General features: G+C 66.6%; 13 protein-coding genes and 1 pseudogene. 6 read left to right on the plus strand and 8 right to left on the minus strand.

Annotation, left to right across the window (positions count from 1 at the left end; all coding sequences use genetic code 11):
- Window positions 1–9: 9 nt before the first annotated feature.
- Complete coding sequence (locus I3K84_RS04630; protein ID WP_052191029.1) at window positions 10–897, minus strand: AraC family transcriptional regulator; 888 nt, start codon at window positions 895–897, stop codon at window positions 10–12.
- 114 nt (window positions 898–1,011) lie between these two features.
- Window positions 1,012–1,473: a redox-sensitive transcriptional activator SoxR gene (soxR, locus tag I3K84_RS04635; protein WP_034036961.1), complete on the minus strand. Its 462-nt coding sequence runs from the start codon at window positions 1,471–1,473 to the stop codon at window positions 1,012–1,014.
- A gap of 138 nt (window positions 1,474–1,611) precedes the next feature.
- Here soxR and I3K84_RS04640 point away from each other — a divergent pair, with 138 nt between their 5' ends.
- From I3K84_RS04640 to I3K84_RS04660, 5 genes are read left to right on the plus strand one after another with little or no spacing between them, the layout of a single operon-like run.
- Window positions 1,612–2,031, plus strand: coding sequence for a DoxX family protein (locus tag I3K84_RS04640; RefSeq protein ID WP_034036959.1), 420 nt, complete (start codon window positions 1,612–1,614; stop codon window positions 2,029–2,031).
- Window positions 2,028–3,134 carry an efflux RND transporter periplasmic adaptor subunit gene (locus I3K84_RS04645; RefSeq protein WP_034036958.1) on the plus strand — a complete coding sequence of 369 codons (1,107 nt, stop codon included), beginning with the start codon at window positions 2,028–2,030 and terminating at the stop codon, window positions 3,132–3,134. Before I3K84_RS04640 ends, I3K84_RS04645 begins: the two co-directional genes overlap by 4 nt.
- Window positions 3,131–6,238, plus strand: a complete 3,108-nt coding sequence (locus I3K84_RS04650) for a MexW/MexI family multidrug efflux RND transporter permease subunit (RefSeq protein WP_196995594.1) — start codon at window positions 3,131–3,133, stop codon at window positions 6,236–6,238. Before I3K84_RS04645 ends, I3K84_RS04650 begins: the two co-directional genes overlap by 4 nt.
- Window positions 6,235–7,716 carry an efflux transporter outer membrane subunit gene (locus tag I3K84_RS04655; protein WP_052191028.1) on the plus strand — a complete coding sequence of 494 codons (1,482 nt, stop codon included), beginning with the start codon at window positions 6,235–6,237 and terminating at the stop codon, window positions 7,714–7,716. The genes I3K84_RS04650 and I3K84_RS04655 overlap by 4 nt, the downstream gene beginning before the upstream one ends.
- 2 nt (window positions 7,717–7,718) lie before the next feature.
- Window positions 7,719–8,621, plus strand: coding sequence for a LysR family transcriptional regulator (locus tag I3K84_RS04660; protein WP_034036956.1), 903 nt, complete (start codon window positions 7,719–7,721; stop codon window positions 8,619–8,621).
- A gap of 9 nt (window positions 8,622–8,630) precedes the next feature.
- On the opposite strand, the gene I3K84_RS04665 is transcribed toward I3K84_RS04660, so the two are convergent.
- The 4 genes from I3K84_RS04665 to I3K84_RS04680 form a co-directional block, all read right to left on the minus strand.
- Entirely contained in the window at window positions 8,631–9,323 is a 693-nt protein-coding gene (locus tag I3K84_RS04665; RefSeq protein ID WP_034036955.1) for an alpha/beta hydrolase family protein, read from the minus strand.
- On the minus strand, window positions 9,320–9,901 hold the full coding sequence (locus I3K84_RS04670; protein ID WP_231403409.1) for a LysE family translocator: 582 nt from the start codon (window positions 9,899–9,901) through the stop codon (window positions 9,320–9,322). The genes I3K84_RS04665 and I3K84_RS04670 overlap by 4 nt, the downstream gene beginning before the upstream one ends.
- 88 nt (window positions 9,902–9,989) lie before the next feature.
- Window positions 9,990–10,610: a glutathione S-transferase family protein gene (locus I3K84_RS04675; protein ID WP_034036952.1), complete on the minus strand. Its 621-nt coding sequence runs from the start codon at window positions 10,608–10,610 to the stop codon at window positions 9,990–9,992.
- Between the two features lie 65 nt (window positions 10,611–10,675).
- Window positions 10,676–11,272 (minus strand): ATP-dependent Clp protease proteolytic subunit, encoded by a 597-nt coding sequence (locus tag I3K84_RS04680; protein ID WP_034036950.1) that lies wholly within the window; start codon window positions 11,270–11,272, stop codon window positions 10,676–10,678.
- A gap of 143 nt (window positions 11,273–11,415) precedes the next feature.
- Between I3K84_RS04680 and I3K84_RS04685 the strand changes: the two genes are divergently transcribed.
- Window positions 11,416–12,747 carry a PLP-dependent aminotransferase family protein gene (locus tag I3K84_RS04685; protein ID WP_196995595.1) on the plus strand — a complete coding sequence of 444 codons (1,332 nt, stop codon included), beginning with the start codon at window positions 11,416–11,418 and terminating at the stop codon, window positions 12,745–12,747.
- An 81-nt stretch (window positions 12,748–12,828) separates the two neighbouring features.
- Here the strand turns inward: I3K84_RS04685 and I3K84_RS04690 are convergent.
- Together I3K84_RS04690 and I3K84_RS04695 are read right to left on the minus strand one after the other, a co-directional pair.
- A pseudogene (locus I3K84_RS04690) lies at window positions 12,829–12,966 on the minus strand (ATP-dependent Clp protease proteolytic subunit); the annotation flags it as partial.
- Between the two features lie 96 nt (window positions 12,967–13,062).
- Window positions 13,063–13,839: a thioredoxin domain-containing protein gene (locus I3K84_RS04695; RefSeq protein ID WP_231403410.1), complete on the minus strand. Its 777-nt coding sequence runs from the start codon at window positions 13,837–13,839 to the stop codon at window positions 13,063–13,065.
- Window positions 13,840–13,845 lie beyond the last annotated feature (6 nt).

Below are 13,845 nucleotides of genomic sequence, written 5' to 3' on the forward strand. Positions count from 1 at the left end.
CGATATCGTTCAGCGGCAGAGTGTGTGCGGCGCGATGCCGAAGCGCCTTTGGAAGGCCTTGGAGAAATGCGAGTCGGTATAGCCGCACATGCCGGCGGTGGCGGAGACGCTGCATTCCCCGGTCGCCAGCATTCGATAGGCTTGCTGGAGACGCTGCTCCCGCACGAACTCGTAGATGCTCATGCCGAACAACTGGCGAAAGCCACGCGTCAGGAGCGTGACGCTCAGCCCGACCTGGCTTGCCAGCCAGTCGAGTCCCGGTGGATGGCTGATATCGTGCATCAGTATTTCGTGGGCGCGATGGAGGCGATCGCGATGGCGTACCGGCAGGGTGATTGCTGTCGACGAGGGCGGTTGTACGTCCAGCGTTGCCAGCACGTTGGCCGTCAATTCCAGCGCCTTTCCAGACAGGTACAAGTCGCGCAACGCGCCCTGCAAGGGACATAGCAGCAATTGCTTTGCCAGTGCCTGCAGTGCCGGGCCAGCCTTCGCATCGTGGATGAACGGCGTCGAGCCGGCCATGTCCAGGAGGCGATCCATGGGCCTGCCTTGCGTGTCGAACCACTGCATCAGGCTCGACTGGGGCATGCGTACGGCCACATAGCGCAGGGGCGTATGGGCATGGAAGCTATGGGTGACCGTGAACGGCTGGTCGCTCAAGCTCAGGTGGAGGGCCGGCCCGCTCACCTGGGTGGGCTGCGACGGTGGCATGCGGTAGCGGACAGCGCCGTCCCCGAGCATGAGCACGAGTTTCAACCCCGGCTCGTTGTCTTCGGTGATGACCTGGTCCGGCTTCACGCGCATCGCGCCGCCGCCGATGGTCATCGGCGCCGTCGAAGCCTGTAACTGCCATTGCCCGGACATCATCACCCTGCCGTATATGTTAATGACAATCATTATTGCCCATTCGCATCGACATGCCGGTCAAGCCACCCTGCTGGCAATGCATCAGGTCCTTGCCGGACCTCACGAAGGCCCTTCGCATCGGCCGGCCGTGAAAGGCCGTGGTCGTCACGGCCGTTCGAGGATGCGGGGACCGGGCCCTTCCGCCCCCAGTGCGTCCTGAGGATTGCGCAACGGGCATTCGTCCAGCGACAGGCATCCACAGCCAATGCAACTGTCCAACTCGTCGCGCAGCCGGGTCAGTTTGGTGATGCGTTCATCCAGATTGGCGCGCCAGCGTGTGGACAGTTCCCGCCACTGGGCCGCGGTGAGCTTGCTTCCCGGTGGATAGCGGCCAAGTGCCTCCTTGATTTCCTCAAGGGGAATGCCCGTGCGCTGGGCCACCTTGATCACGGCGATGTAGCGCAACACGACCGAGGCGAACCGGCGCTGGTTGCCGGCGTTGCGTGTGCTGGCGATCAGTCCCTTCGACTCGTAGAAGTGGATGGTGGAAACCGGCACGCCCGCGCGATGCGCCACCTCGCCCACGGTGAGCAGGCGCGAGAAATCGATCGGCTTCTTCGGTTGCATGGCTTGACCTCAACTTTACTTGAGGTTTTATAGTCCGCCGCATCGATCCTGGCAAGTCCCTTCGGGGCGGCCAGTCTTTCTCCAACCCACCGGTCGCGCGGCTGAGCCGTGCGGCCGTTTCTTCGAGAGCGGACACGCATGCGAAACATCGTTGACAAGACATTGGACAGCCGCTGGCTGTGGATTGGCGCCCGCGTCCTGCTGGCGGTAGTGTTCCTGTCTTCCGGGCTGGCCAAGCTGCTCGACTTCCAGGGCGGGCTGGCCGAAATGCGCGCCGCGGGGCTGGAGCCGGACTGGCTGTTCAACATCGCCACCATCGCGGTGCTGCTGGGCGGTTCGGTATTGCTGTTGCTCGATCGTGCGCTGTGGCTGGGCGCCGGCGCATTGGCGATGTTCCTGATGCTGACCATTCTCGTGGTGCACCGCTTCTGGGCGCTGCCGGAACCGCAGGCCCAGGCGGCCATGTTCTGGGCCCTGGAGCACATCAGCCTCATCGGTGGCCTGGTCGCAGCGGCGATCGCCAGCCGCCTGCGTCGGCAGTTGGAGGGCAAGGCATGAACGCCCGCTTTGCTTTTCTTGGCTTGGTACTGGCGTGCTCGATCGGGCTGGTTGCCTGCACCTCGGGCGCGGACGAAGGCGGTGGCTGGCCGGCCACCAAGGTGGCGCTGGCGCCGGTCGAGCGTGCGCAGGCGCCGCGCGCGTTCCATGGGGTCGGAGAGCTTGAAGCGGCGCGGCAGGTGGAACTGGCGTCGGAAACCGCCGGTCGGGTCACGCGCATCGCGTTCACCTCCGGGCAGCGGGTGAAGCAAGGCGACCTGCTGGTGCAGCTCAACGATGCGCCCGAGCAGGCCGAGCGCTTTCGGTTGCGCGCGCAGCTGCGCAATGCCGAGACCGTGCTGGCGCGCACCCGCCTGCTGCTGGCCGACAAGGTGGCCACGCAGGAGCAACTCGACCACGCGCAGGCCGCGCGCGACATGGCGCAGGGCGAACTGCGCGGGATCGAGGCGGTCATCGCGCAGAAGGCGATCACCGCGCCGTTCGCGGGCACGATCGGCATTCGCCGCGTGCACGAGGGGCAAACCCTCGCTGCGGGCGATGGCATCGCCAGCCTGGTCGATGCCGGCACCCTGCACGTCAACTTCGCGCTGGAGGAACAGGCGGTTCCGCACGTGCGGCCTGGCCAACCGGTCGAGATCCGGGTCGATGCCTGGCCGGAGCGCCGTTTCGAGGCGCAGGTATCGGGCGTCGATCCGCTGATCGGCGCGTCGCGCACGCTACGCGTGCAGGCGAGCCTGCCGAACGCCGACGGCGTGCTGCAAGCCGGCATGTTCGCCAACGTGCGCCTGCTGCGTGAGCAGCCCGCGCCGGTGCTGGCGGTGCCCGAGACCGCGGTGACCTACACCGCCTACGGCCAGACGGTATTCGTCGCCGAAGCCGCCGAGCCGCAGGGAATGACCGTGCGCCGCGTCGCGGTGAAGACGGGCGAACGCTGGGATGGCCGGGTCGAGATCGTCTCCGGCCTGAAGGAAGGCGACCGGGTGGTGGTGTCCGGCCAGCTCAAGCTCAGCGACGGCATGGTGGTCGAGCCCGTTGCACGCGACGCGCTGCATGGGAACGCCGCCTCGCCCCAGGCGAAGACGGCCCGGGAGCAGGCGACATGAGGTTCACCGACGTCTTCGTGCGCCGCCCGGTGCTGGCGCTGGTGGTCAGCAGCCTGCTTGTCTTGCTGGGGCTGTTCGCCCTGGGCAAACTGCCGATCCGGCAGTACCCGACGCTGGAAACCGCCACCATCACCGTCAGCACCGAGTACCCGGGCGCCTCGGCCGAGCTGATGCAAGGCTTCGTGACCCAGCCGATCGCGCAGGCGGTGTCCTCGGTCGAGGGCATCGACTACCTGTCCTCCTCGTCGGCGCAAGGCCGCAGCCTGGTCACGTTGCGCATGGAGCTCAACCGTGACTCAAACCAGGCGCTGACCGAGACTATGGCCAAGGTCAACCAGGTGCGTTACCGCCTGCCCGAGCGCGCCTATGACCCGGTGATCGAACTGTCGGCCGGGGATTCGACGGCGGTGGCCTATGTGGGCTTCTCCACCGGCAGCCTGTCCACGCCGGAGCTGACTGACTACCTGTCGCGGGTGGTCGAACCCCTGTTCTCCGGCATCGACGGCGTGGCCAAGGTGCAGGTGGACGGCGGGCAGAAGCTGGCGATGCGCCTGTGGCTGGACGCCGAGCGCCTGGCCGGGCGCGGCCTGACCGCCACGGACGTGGCCGACGCGATCCGCCGCAACAACTACCAGGCCGCGCCGGGCCAGGTGCGCGGGCAGTACGTGATCGCCAATGTGCGGGTCAATTCCGACCTGACCAGCGTGGAGGAGTTCCGGGATCTGGTCATCCGCCAGGATGGCAACGGCCTGGTGCGCCTGCGCGACGTGGGCACGGTGGAACTGGGCGCCGCCTCGACGCAGACCAGCGGCCAGATGGACGGCGAGCCGGCGGTCTACCTGTCGCTGTTCCCCACGCCCAAGGGCAATCCGCTGGTCATCGTGGACGGCATCCGCCAGTTGCTGCCGGACATCGAGAAGACCTTGCCGCCGGGCGTTAAGGTCGCCATGGTCTACGAGCGCGCGCGCTTCATCGATGCCTCGATCCAGGAAGTGGTCAAGACGCTGCTGGAAGCGGTGCTGATCGTGGTGCTGGTGATCTGGCTGTGCCTGGGCTCGCTGCGCAGCGTGGTGATCCCGGTCGTCGCCATCCCGCTGTCCATGCTGGGCGCGGCGGCGCTGATGCTGGCGTTCGGCTTCAGCATCAACCTGCTGACCCTGCTGGCGATGGTGCTGGCCATTGGGCTCGTGGTGGACGACGCCATCGTGGTGGTCGAGAACGTGCATCGCCACATCGAGGAAGGTAAGTCGCCGGTGGCGGCGGCGCTGGTCGGCGCGCGCGAGATCGCGGGCCCGGTGGTGGCTATGACGCTGACCCTGGCCGCCGTTTACGCCCCCATCGGCCTGATGGGCGGGCTGACCGGCGCGCTGTTCCGCGAATTCGCGCTGACCCTGGCCGGCGCCGTGATCGTTTCCGGCGTGGTGGCGCTGACGCTGTCGCCGGTGATGAGTTCGCTGCTGCTGAAGTCCAGCCATCAAGGCAACGGACCGGGGCGCATGGCCCGCATGGCCGAACGGGTCTTCGGCGGCCTCGCGGACCGCTACGGACGGGTGCTGGGTCGGTCGCTGCGGCATCGCTGGCTCAGCGGCGGCTTCGCCCTGCTGGTGGTCCTGAGCCTGCCATTCCTGTACCAGATGCCGCAGCGCGAGCTGGCACCGCCGGAAGACCAGGCGGCGGTCCTGGCGGCGGTCCTGGCGGCGGTGAAGTCACCGCAGCACGCGAGCCTGGACTATGCGGAACGCTTCGCCGATGAATTGCACCGCGTCATGTCCGCGGTGCCCGAGACGATCGGCACGTGGATCATCAACGGCACGGACGGCCCGGCCAACAGCTTCGGCGGCCTGATGCTGTCCGACTGGGGCGAGCGCGCACGCAAGGAGCCGCAGATCGTGGCCGAACTGCAGGGCGCCGTCGGCGAGATCGTCGGCAGCGACATCTTCGTGTTCCAGGTCGCGCCCCTGCCGGGCGGCAGCGGCGGCCTGCCGGTGCAACTGGTGCTGCGCAGCGCGCAGGACTACCCGGTGCTGTACGAGGCCATGGAGGGGATCAAGCAGCGTGCCCGCGACAGCGGCCTGTTCGTGGTGGTGGACAGTGACCTGGAGTACGACAGCCCCGTCGTGCAGGTGACGATCGACCGCGCCAAGGCGGCAAGCCTGGGCATGGCGTTGCAGGACATCGGCGACTCGCTGGGCGTGCTGGTCGGCGAGAACTACGTCAATCGCTTCGCGCTGTTCGGACGCTCCTACGACGTGATCCCGCAGAGCGTGGGCGAGCAGCGCCTCACCTCGCAGGCACTGGCGCGGCAGTACGTTCGCACTGCGGGCGGCGAACTGGTGCCACTGTCCACCGTGGTGCGCCTGGACATGGGCGTGGAGCCCAACCGGCTGAACCAGTTCGACCAGCAGAACGCGGCCACCCTGCAGGCCATTCCCGCGCCGGGCGTCTCCCTGGGCCAGGCCGTGGCCTTTCTCGAACAGGCCGTGGCCGAGTTGCCACCCGGCTTCAGCCACGACTGGCAGTCCGAATCGCGCCAGTACGTGCAGGAGGGCAACGCGCTGGTGTTCGCCTTCCTGGCCGCATTGGTCGTGATCTACCTGGTGCTGGCCGCGCAGTACGAGAGCCTGGTCGATCCGCTGATCATCCTGATCACAGTGCCCTTGTCCATCTGCGGCGCGCTGCTGCCGCTGGCGCTGGGCTGGGCCACGCTGAACATCTACACCCAGATCGGGCTGGTGACGCTGATCGGGCTGATCAGCAAGCACGGCATTCTCATGGTCGAGTTCGCCAACGAACTGCAGGTCCACGAACGGCTGGACCGCCACGCCGCCATCATCCGCGCCGCGCAGATCCGCCTGCGGCCGGTGCTGATGACCACCGGGGCGATGGCTTTCGGCGTGGTGCCGCTGCTGTTCGCCAGCGGGGCCGGCGCCAACAGTCGTTTCGGCCTGGGGGCGGTGATCGTCTGCGGCATGCTGGTGGGCACGCTGTTCACCCTGTTCGTGCTGCCCACCATCTACACCTGGCTTGCGCGCGACCATCGCGTGCAGGGTGCGCGCAGCCGGCAACTGGCCGAGATCGAAAGGGCCGAGGGAGCGTCGACATGAACACAGTCACCACGATCTTCCGCGCATGCTCGGCCACGGCGTTGGCGACGGCGCTGGCCGGCTGCGCGGTCGGGCCCCAGTATGTCCGGCCGCAGGCGCCCGCCATCGTGCTGGCCAGTCCGCAGGCCGCGGAATTCGCCGCGCCTGGCACCGAATCGATGCCTGCCGCGTGGTGGCGCATCTTCGAGGACGACGACCTTGGTCGCTGGATCGAGATGGCGCTGGCGCACAACCACGACATCCGCCAGGCCCGCGCCAGCCTGCTGGCCGCGCGCGCCGTCTTCGACGAGCGCCGGCTCGACCGGCTGCCGGGCGTGACCAGCGGCGCTGGATACACCCGTGGCATCCAGCAGCAACCCAGTCGGGGCGGTGCGCGCACGCTGTCGGAATCCTGGCAGGCCGGCTTCGACGTGCAGTGGGAGATTGACCTGTTCGGCCGGCTGGACCGGCTGCAGGAGGCTGCGATGGCGCGGGCCGAGGCCAGCGAGGCGGAACTGGAGATGACGCGCCAAAGCATCGCGGCGGAGGTCGCCCGCACCTGGTTCGAGGCGCAGGGCGACCGGCGGCAACTGGAGGTGGCGCGGCGGGAGGTCGACAACTGGCGGGAAACCGTGCGGCTCGCACAGGCCCGCCTGCGCGCTGGCGCCGGCCTGCCCGAGGACGTGGAGAACGCCCAGGCCAACCTGTTGCGCAGCGAGGCGGCGATTGCGCCGCTGACGGCCGCGTTGCAGCAGGCCCGCCATCGGCTCGATGTGCTGGCCGGGCGCCAGCCGGGCCAGGGCGGCCTGCCCGATCCGGGGCACGCGCAAGCCGCGCCGCTGGCGGCGCAGCTGCCGCTGGGCGATGTCAACCGGCTGATCCTGGCGCGGCCCGACGTGGCGCAGGCGGAGCGGCTGCTGGCCGCCAGCGTCGAGGACGTGGGCGCGGCCACCGCCGACCTGTATCCGCGCATCGACTTGGGGGGCTTCCTCGGCTTCTTCGCCCTGCGCGACGGCGACTTCGGCAGCGCCGCCTCGCGCGCCTTCCAGGTCGCGCCCACGGTGACCTGGCCCGCCCTGCGCCTTGGGAATGCCCGCGCCCGCCTGCGCGGGGCAGAGGCCCTGGCGGACGGCGCGCTGGCGCGCTACGAACAGGTGCTGCTGACCGCCCAGGAGGAAGTCGAGAACGCGGTGACCCACCTGGCCGAACAGCAACGCCAATTGGCCGCGCTGCTGCAGGCGGGGCAGCATGCCCAGGCCGCGTTCGACATCGCCGACAGGCGCTACCGCGCCGGGGCCGGCAGCTACCAGGCGGTGCTGGAGAACCAGCGCACCCTGTTCCAGTTGCGCCGGCAGGTGGCACAGCAGGAAGCCATCTCCCAGGCGCGGATCGTGGCCCTGTACAAGGCATTGGGATGGCCTGTCCCGAGTCCCGGGGACGTGGCGAGCCTGTCTGCCGGCCCGGGCCGGCAGGACCCGGGGCGGGATTCCGGAGCGTAGCGATGCTGATGCGCCATATCCGGTATTTCATCGCCGTGGCGGAGGAACTCAGCTTTACCCGTGCTGCGGAGCGGCTTCACATCGAACAGTCGCCGCTGTCGCGATCCATCCGCCAACTGGAGGATGACCTGGGCGTCCGGCTGTTTGAGCGCAACAGCCATGGCACCCGGCTCACCTGGGCTGGACAAGTCTTCCTCGAGGAGGCGCGGCGCGTGCTGGCGGCGGCCGAGCAGGCCCGTGCCGGCGCAAGGGCTGCCGCGACCGGATACCGCGGGCTCCTGCGAATCGCGCTGTCCGACGGTATCTCGCCATCGCACTTGAGCAACCTGCTGGCCCGCTGCCGCGAGGAGTCGCCCGAGGTCGAGATCAGCCTGTTCGAAGTGACGCTCGCCCAGCAGCTGAAAGGCCTGAGAGAGGGCGACTACGACGCGGGGTTCGCGAAGGCGGAGCATCCGGGGGAAGGATTGCTGGCCACGCCGGCGTGGAGTGAGCCTCTGGTCGTCGCGGTGCCGGCGAGGCATCCCGCCTTGATCCATCCCGAGCTTTCCCTGATGGAACTGCAGGCCCATCCACTGGTGCTGTGCGACCCGGACGCGTGCGCAGGATGCAGCCGGCAGCTCGACAGGCTCCTGCGTGCCGCGGAATGCGAGGTCAGGATTGCCGAAAGGGTGGCATCCCATGACCTGCTGATGGCGCTGGTGGCGGCGGGCTACGGCCTTGGGATCACCACCCGCACGCATCTGTCCCTATGGCGGCACCCGGATGTCGTCTCGCGTCCGCTGGCCGGTGAAGTGCCCCCGTTGGTGACCTATCTGCTGCGCCGGGATGCCGAGGATTCGGAGCAACTGCGCAGCTTCGTCGAAAGGTTGCAACGACCCAGGAGGCAGGTGCCCGACAAGGAGTAAACCGCCTGTTTAAATTTCCAGAAGTAGATCGGCCAAAGCCTGCGGATGGCTGATCATTGCATCATGCGGCGCATCCAGTTCCAGATAGTTCCAGCCGTCGTTCCTGGCCCGTGCGACAGAGCGTGCGAGAAGCTCGCCGGGCGCCTGGCTACAGCGGACGTAGGTCCTGCGGCAGCCGGACAACGGGCTTTCCAGGCGGACGGATTCGAAGTAGCTGTGTGCGGGCTGGCTCCTCAGGCGCATGTCGACCCATGCCTGGTCGGCCGGGGAGATGCCAAACTGCGCAGCGGGCAAGGGAGGGATCCGCCAATCCGGATCGGAGTCCATGGCACTGGCGTAGCGGTCAATGAGATGAGGCGCGTGATCGAGCAACTTCTCTCCGTCGACTGGAAGGAACGCGTCGAGGAGCACCAGATGGTCGATCCTTTCTCCCAGGCGTGATGCGGCGGCGCAAACCGGGAATCCGGCATAGCTGTGGCCGACCAGCGTGATCGATTCGAGGTTCTCGGCATGGACGAGGATGTCGTCGACGTGGTGGCTCAGTCCGAAGCGCCCAGGGGCGCCATCCAGGCCGCTCAGCGTCGGTGTCACCACACGTCGTCCCGCAGCAGCCATCAGTGAGGTCACGCGATCCCAACACCAGCCGCCGTGCCAGGCGCCATGCACGAGGAGAAGGTCGCTCGCATGGAGGGATCGTGTCATTGCGTGGCCTGATTGGACAGCAGGGGATACAGCGACAGCACGAGCAGGATGGCCATTGCGATGTTGAAGATGCGCAAATGGCGCTTGTCCGTGAGCCAACGACGCAGCGTCGTGCCGAAGGCGGCCCAGACGGCAACGCTGGGCGCATTGACGAGGGCATAGAGTGCAGCGATGACGATCACCGCCAGCACGCCGCCCTCTGCGGGTGCGTAGGTGGCGATGGCTCCGATGGCCATGATCCACGCCTTGGGATTGACCCACTGGAAGGCGGCGGCCTTCCAGAAGCCGAATGGCCGACCAGGGGCGGCCGTCTCCTGCAACGGCTGTGAGGTCGCGATCTGCCAGGCAAGCCAGAGCAGGTAGATCGCACCGACCACGCGCAACGTGGTGTACAGGGATGGGTACGCGAGGAACAGGCGCCCGAGTCCCGCACCCACGCCGAACACCATCGCCGCGAAGCCGATGCTGATGCCGAGGATGTGCGGCACGCTGCGAACGAACCCATGGTTGAGTCCCGAGGCGAGCAGCATGGTGTTGTTGGGGCCGGGCGTGATGGAAGTCACGAACGCATAGGTCATGAAGGCAAGGAGCAGGTCGGGTCGCATCGGCGTAGGGGCATCGCGGTCATGGAAGAGGAAGCTGGGTGAGGTCGAATGCTGCGCCGGGTCACGGTGCGCCGGTGCAATGCGCGACGAATCCGCTGCGCTGTTCGATGCGGCGGTAGTAGGCGTCCACTGCATCCAGGCGGGGATGCTCGAAGGGCGTCTGGTACCAGCGATGGACCGACAGTCCAACGGCGATGTCCGCCAGGCTGAAGTCCTCGCCCGCGACGTAGGCGCCCGTGTCGACCAACTGGCCGTCCAGTACGCGCATGAACCGATGCCAGTCTTCCAGGGATCGCTGGACCTGCCGGGCGTCCGCGTGCTCCGGCGAGCGTCGAACCAATGCCATGAAGGCATGGCTCCACGCGCGGTTGAGGTCCGACGCCTGCCAGTCCAGCCACTGGTCGACGCGGGCGCGCGCCATGGCACCGTGTGGATACAGCGCGCCGTCGCCATGGCGATTGGCGAGGTAGCGCAGGATAGTGTTCGATTCCCACAGCACGAAGTCCCCGTCGACCAGCACGGGCACCATCGCGTTCGGGTTGAGCGCCTTGAAAGTGTCCGTGTTTACATCGGTGTAGCCGCTGCCCCAGTCTTCCCGCTCGAACGGCAAGCCGAGTTCGGCACAAGCCCAAAGGACCTTGCGGACGTTGATAGAGGATCGCTTTCCAAGGATCTTGAGCATTGCTGTCTCGGTAGGTCGTTCGAAGTCACGCGGCAGTGAGCGACTTCAGCTGCGCTGATGGAGCATCAGGTGAGAGGCAATTCCTGACGATGCGTGATGATGCGAGAGACAAGCCCATAAGAAATCGCCTCTTCGGCCGGCATCCAAAGATCGCGCTCGATATCCTTCTGCACCCGCTCTAGCGGTTGGCCTGTTTCACGCGAGATGACTTGGGCGATGCGTTCCCGGGCCTTGATGATCTCCTTGGCCTGGATGGCAATGTCGCTTGCCGGTCCGCCCGCGCCTCCGCTTGGCTGATGGATAAGGAACCGCGTCTGCGGCAGGCAGAAGCGCCGCTCGCGTGGCGCTCCCAAGTAAAGATGGTTGGCTGCACTGCCAACCCACCCGGTGCCCACCATGTTGACGGGCGCGGAGATGAAGCGAACCACATCGTGGATTGCATCGCCGGATTCAAGATGCCCCCCCGGCGAGGAAACGATCATGGTGATGGGAGCGCTGGATTCGGCGTCCAATGCCAGGAGCTTGCGGACGGTTTCGCGAGCCAACTCATCTGTCACGGTTCCGAACACCAACACCATCCGTGCCCGAAAGGCTTTTTCTTCCATGAAGATGCTGCTGACAGGCTGAGCAGTCTGTCGTTTTTCGTCGTTGCTTTCGGGCATGGTTCGATACGCCTGGGGAATGTAGCGAGGCCGGCACAACGCATGACGTAGCAAAGAAGGCCGGTCTTTCGGAAAGATGTTGCTCAGACTATAAGTGCCAATTATCATTACAATCAAAAAATTGTCATGGATACATTTGCGGGATGCCGACTGCACGCTACAAACGCTTGGTTGACAGATTTGCCACCGAGATTCGGTCTGGTCAGTTGCCGCCGGGTACTCGCTTGCCGACGCATCGACAACTGGCGGCAAAAGAGAAGATCGCGCTGGTCACCGCCAGTCGTGTCTACGCCGAGTTGGAGGAAATGGGGCTGGCCATAGGCGAAGCAGGGCGCGGCACCTTCGTGCGCGAGATTGCACTGCCGGCGGGGCTGGGCATGGATCAGCAGGCGATCGCTGCGGACATGGTTGATCTGAACTTCAACTACCCCGCCTTGCCAGAGCAGACCGAGCTGCTACGGGCCGCCTTGCGGCAACTGGCTAGCGCCGGCGATCTGGACGCGTTCTTGCGTTGTCATCCGCATGGGGGCCGGACACATGAGCGAGCGGTTTTTGCCGCGTATCTGGCACGGTCCGGCCTGCAAGTGAAACCAGAACACGTATTGGTGGTCAATGGCGCTCAACATGGCCTGGCCGTCGCGGTTATGGCGCTGTTGCAACCCGGCGACGTGGTCGCCGTCGATGCGCTGACCTACCCAGGGTTCAAGGCCTTGGCCGATCAGTGCAGGCTGGATCTGGCCACGCTTCCAGTTTCCGGCCTGGAGCCCGATCTGGATGCGCTGGAGCGCTTGTGCCGCGAAAGGCCCGTGCGCGCCGTCTATGCCATGCCGACCATCCACAACCCGCTGGGATGGGTCCAATCTGCCGATAGTCGCCAGCGGCTGGTCAAGCTTGCCCGAAAGCATGACTTGATCCTGATCGAGGATGCTCCCTACGCCTTTCTTGAACCGAATCCACCCGAGCCGCTTGCGGCGCTGGCACCAGAGCGATGCGTTCACGTCACTACGCTCTCCAAGAGCGTGGCAGCCGGACTGCGCGTGGGTTTGGTCACCGCGCCGGCAGACTGGATTGCCCGGCTCGAACGCGCAATCCGGGCGACGATCTGGAATACGCCCGCGGCGATGACCGCGCTGGCTTGCGCGTGGCTGACAGATGGAACGGTGGACAGATTGATAACCGAAAAGCGCCGCGATGCGGCAGCCCGGCAAGCGGTGGCAGCACAGGTGCTCGCCGGATTGAACCCGGTCAGCCACCCGGTTTCCTACTTCGTATGGCTGCCACTGGGCGAAGAAGTGCGTGCCGAGTCCGTGGCCATGTCGCTTCTGGAGCGAAACATATCGGTGTCTACCGCCACGCCCTTTTCCGTGGGTTCGAATACCCCCCATGCCTTGCGTATCGCGTTGGGATCGGTCGACCTCGCCACGTTGAAGCAGGCGTTGGGTACGGTACGGGACACCATCGAGTGTGCGTGTTGATCCGAATTTCAATACCGTCCAGCAATACCTTCTTTGTGGAATGCGATAACAGCAACGGATACTGATCTATTCAGGCGCAGTGTATTGATGGGTGGCTGCATTGCCGACCCAACCTGTGCCCACCATGCTGACGGGCGAGGAAACGAAGCGCACGACATCGTGGATCGCATCGCCAGATTCAAGATGGTCTCCCGCGGGGGACACGATCATGGCGATCGGCCACATCCCCGCGAAGCGACCTTCTCGGGTGGACCCATGGCAAGGACCGGACAGGCCGCGAGCTCGGGTGCGGGTGACGACATCACCGGATGGTCGTCATTGCGGAGTGCGGGTGTCTTCGCTGAGTGCCGCGTCGGCGGCATGGGTGGGCCCTGGAGCGCGCGACGCATCGCTGGCAACCAGATCAAGTGCAGACAGCAGCGCATCGCCCTCGACCAACCCATGCAGCAGCAGTGATCTTCCCGTGAGGCTGTCTTCCAGCCGCACGGTGGGCGTGGCGGTGATGCCGCTGCGCAGGGCCTCGTCGGCCTGCGCGCGAACGATGGCTGCGGGGCGCTCGCTGTCCAGGCATGCCTGGATGGCGGTGGTTATGCCTGGCCAGGTCAGGTCTGCCGGCAGCCCCTGGCCATCGCCCCGGGTGTTTTGGTAGAGCCATGCGATGGCACCGAAGAACGCCTCGTGGCCTTGCGCCTCACCTGCGCACTCGGCCATGCGGGCCAGCCGACTCGCCTCGGGATCGTGCATCGCCAGCGGCAGGTGATGCCACCGCAGGCTGGTCTCGGGATGGGCATCGATCCAGGCCATCAGGGTCGGGGAGTAGGCCTTGCAGAACGGACACTCCAGGTCGGCGTACAGCGTCAGCGTGAAGCGCGCATCGGCTGGGCCGCGGCGCCAGGGTGGGCCGGCCGGATGCGCCTGCGCGACCTCGGGCCCCGTGCGCGGTGCCGGCGCACCGGGCGTGCGGTACAGGAGCCATCCCAGCAGGCCCGCAGCCAGGATGCCAGCCACCATCCAGTGCAGCCGTGGCAGGCGCCCGGCGCGCTTGCGAATGGCCTGGGCCCGGCCCGGCAAGGTGGTTCGCTTCGAGGACATGACGCG

Source organism: Diaphorobacter sp. JS3051 (assembly GCF_015832135.1).
GTDB lineage: Bacteria > Pseudomonadota > Gammaproteobacteria > Burkholderiales > Burkholderiaceae_C > Diaphorobacter > Diaphorobacter nitroreducens.

Bases quoted from the DNA above. Each gene is read 5' to 3' on its own strand.
- I3K84_RS04630 (WP_052191029.1), bottom strand. From the start codon at position 897: ATGATTGTCATTAACATATACGGCAGGGTGATGATGTCCGGGCAATGG.
- I3K84_RS04665 (WP_034036955.1), bottom strand. From the start codon at position 9,323: ATGACACGATCCCTCCATGCGAGCGACCTTCTCCTCGTGCATGGCGCC.
- I3K84_RS04640 (WP_034036959.1), top strand. From the start codon at position 1,612: ATGCGAAACATCGTTGACAAGACATTGGACAGCCGCTGGCTGTGGATT.
- soxR (WP_034036961.1), bottom strand. From the start codon at position 1,473: ATGCAACCGAAGAAGCCGATCGATTTCTCGCGCCTGCTCACCGTGGGC.
- I3K84_RS04680 (WP_034036950.1), bottom strand. From the start codon at position 11,272: ATGCCCGAAAGCAACGACGAAAAACGACAGACTGCTCAGCCTGTCAGC.
- I3K84_RS04655 (WP_052191028.1), top strand. From the start codon at position 6,235: ATGAACACAGTCACCACGATCTTCCGCGCATGCTCGGCCACGGCGTTG.
- I3K84_RS04695 (WP_231403410.1), bottom strand. From the start codon at position 13,839: ATGTCCTCGAAGCGAACCACCTTGCCGGGCCGGGCCCAGGCCATTCGC.
- I3K84_RS04675 (WP_034036952.1), bottom strand. From the start codon at position 10,610: ATGCTCAAGATCCTTGGAAAGCGATCCTCTATCAACGTCCGCAAGGTC.
- I3K84_RS04670 (WP_231403409.1), bottom strand. From the start codon at position 9,901: ATGACCTATGCGTTCGTGACTTCCATCACGCCCGGCCCCAACAACACC.
- I3K84_RS04650 (WP_196995594.1), top strand. From the start codon at position 3,131: ATGAGGTTCACCGACGTCTTCGTGCGCCGCCCGGTGCTGGCGCTGGTG.
- I3K84_RS04660 (WP_034036956.1), top strand. From the start codon at position 7,719: ATGCTGATGCGCCATATCCGGTATTTCATCGCCGTGGCGGAGGAACTC.
- I3K84_RS04685 (WP_196995595.1), top strand. From the start codon at position 11,416: ATGCCGACTGCACGCTACAAACGCTTGGTTGACAGATTTGCCACCGAG.
- I3K84_RS04645 (WP_034036958.1), top strand. From the start codon at position 2,028: ATGAACGCCCGCTTTGCTTTTCTTGGCTTGGTACTGGCGTGCTCGATC.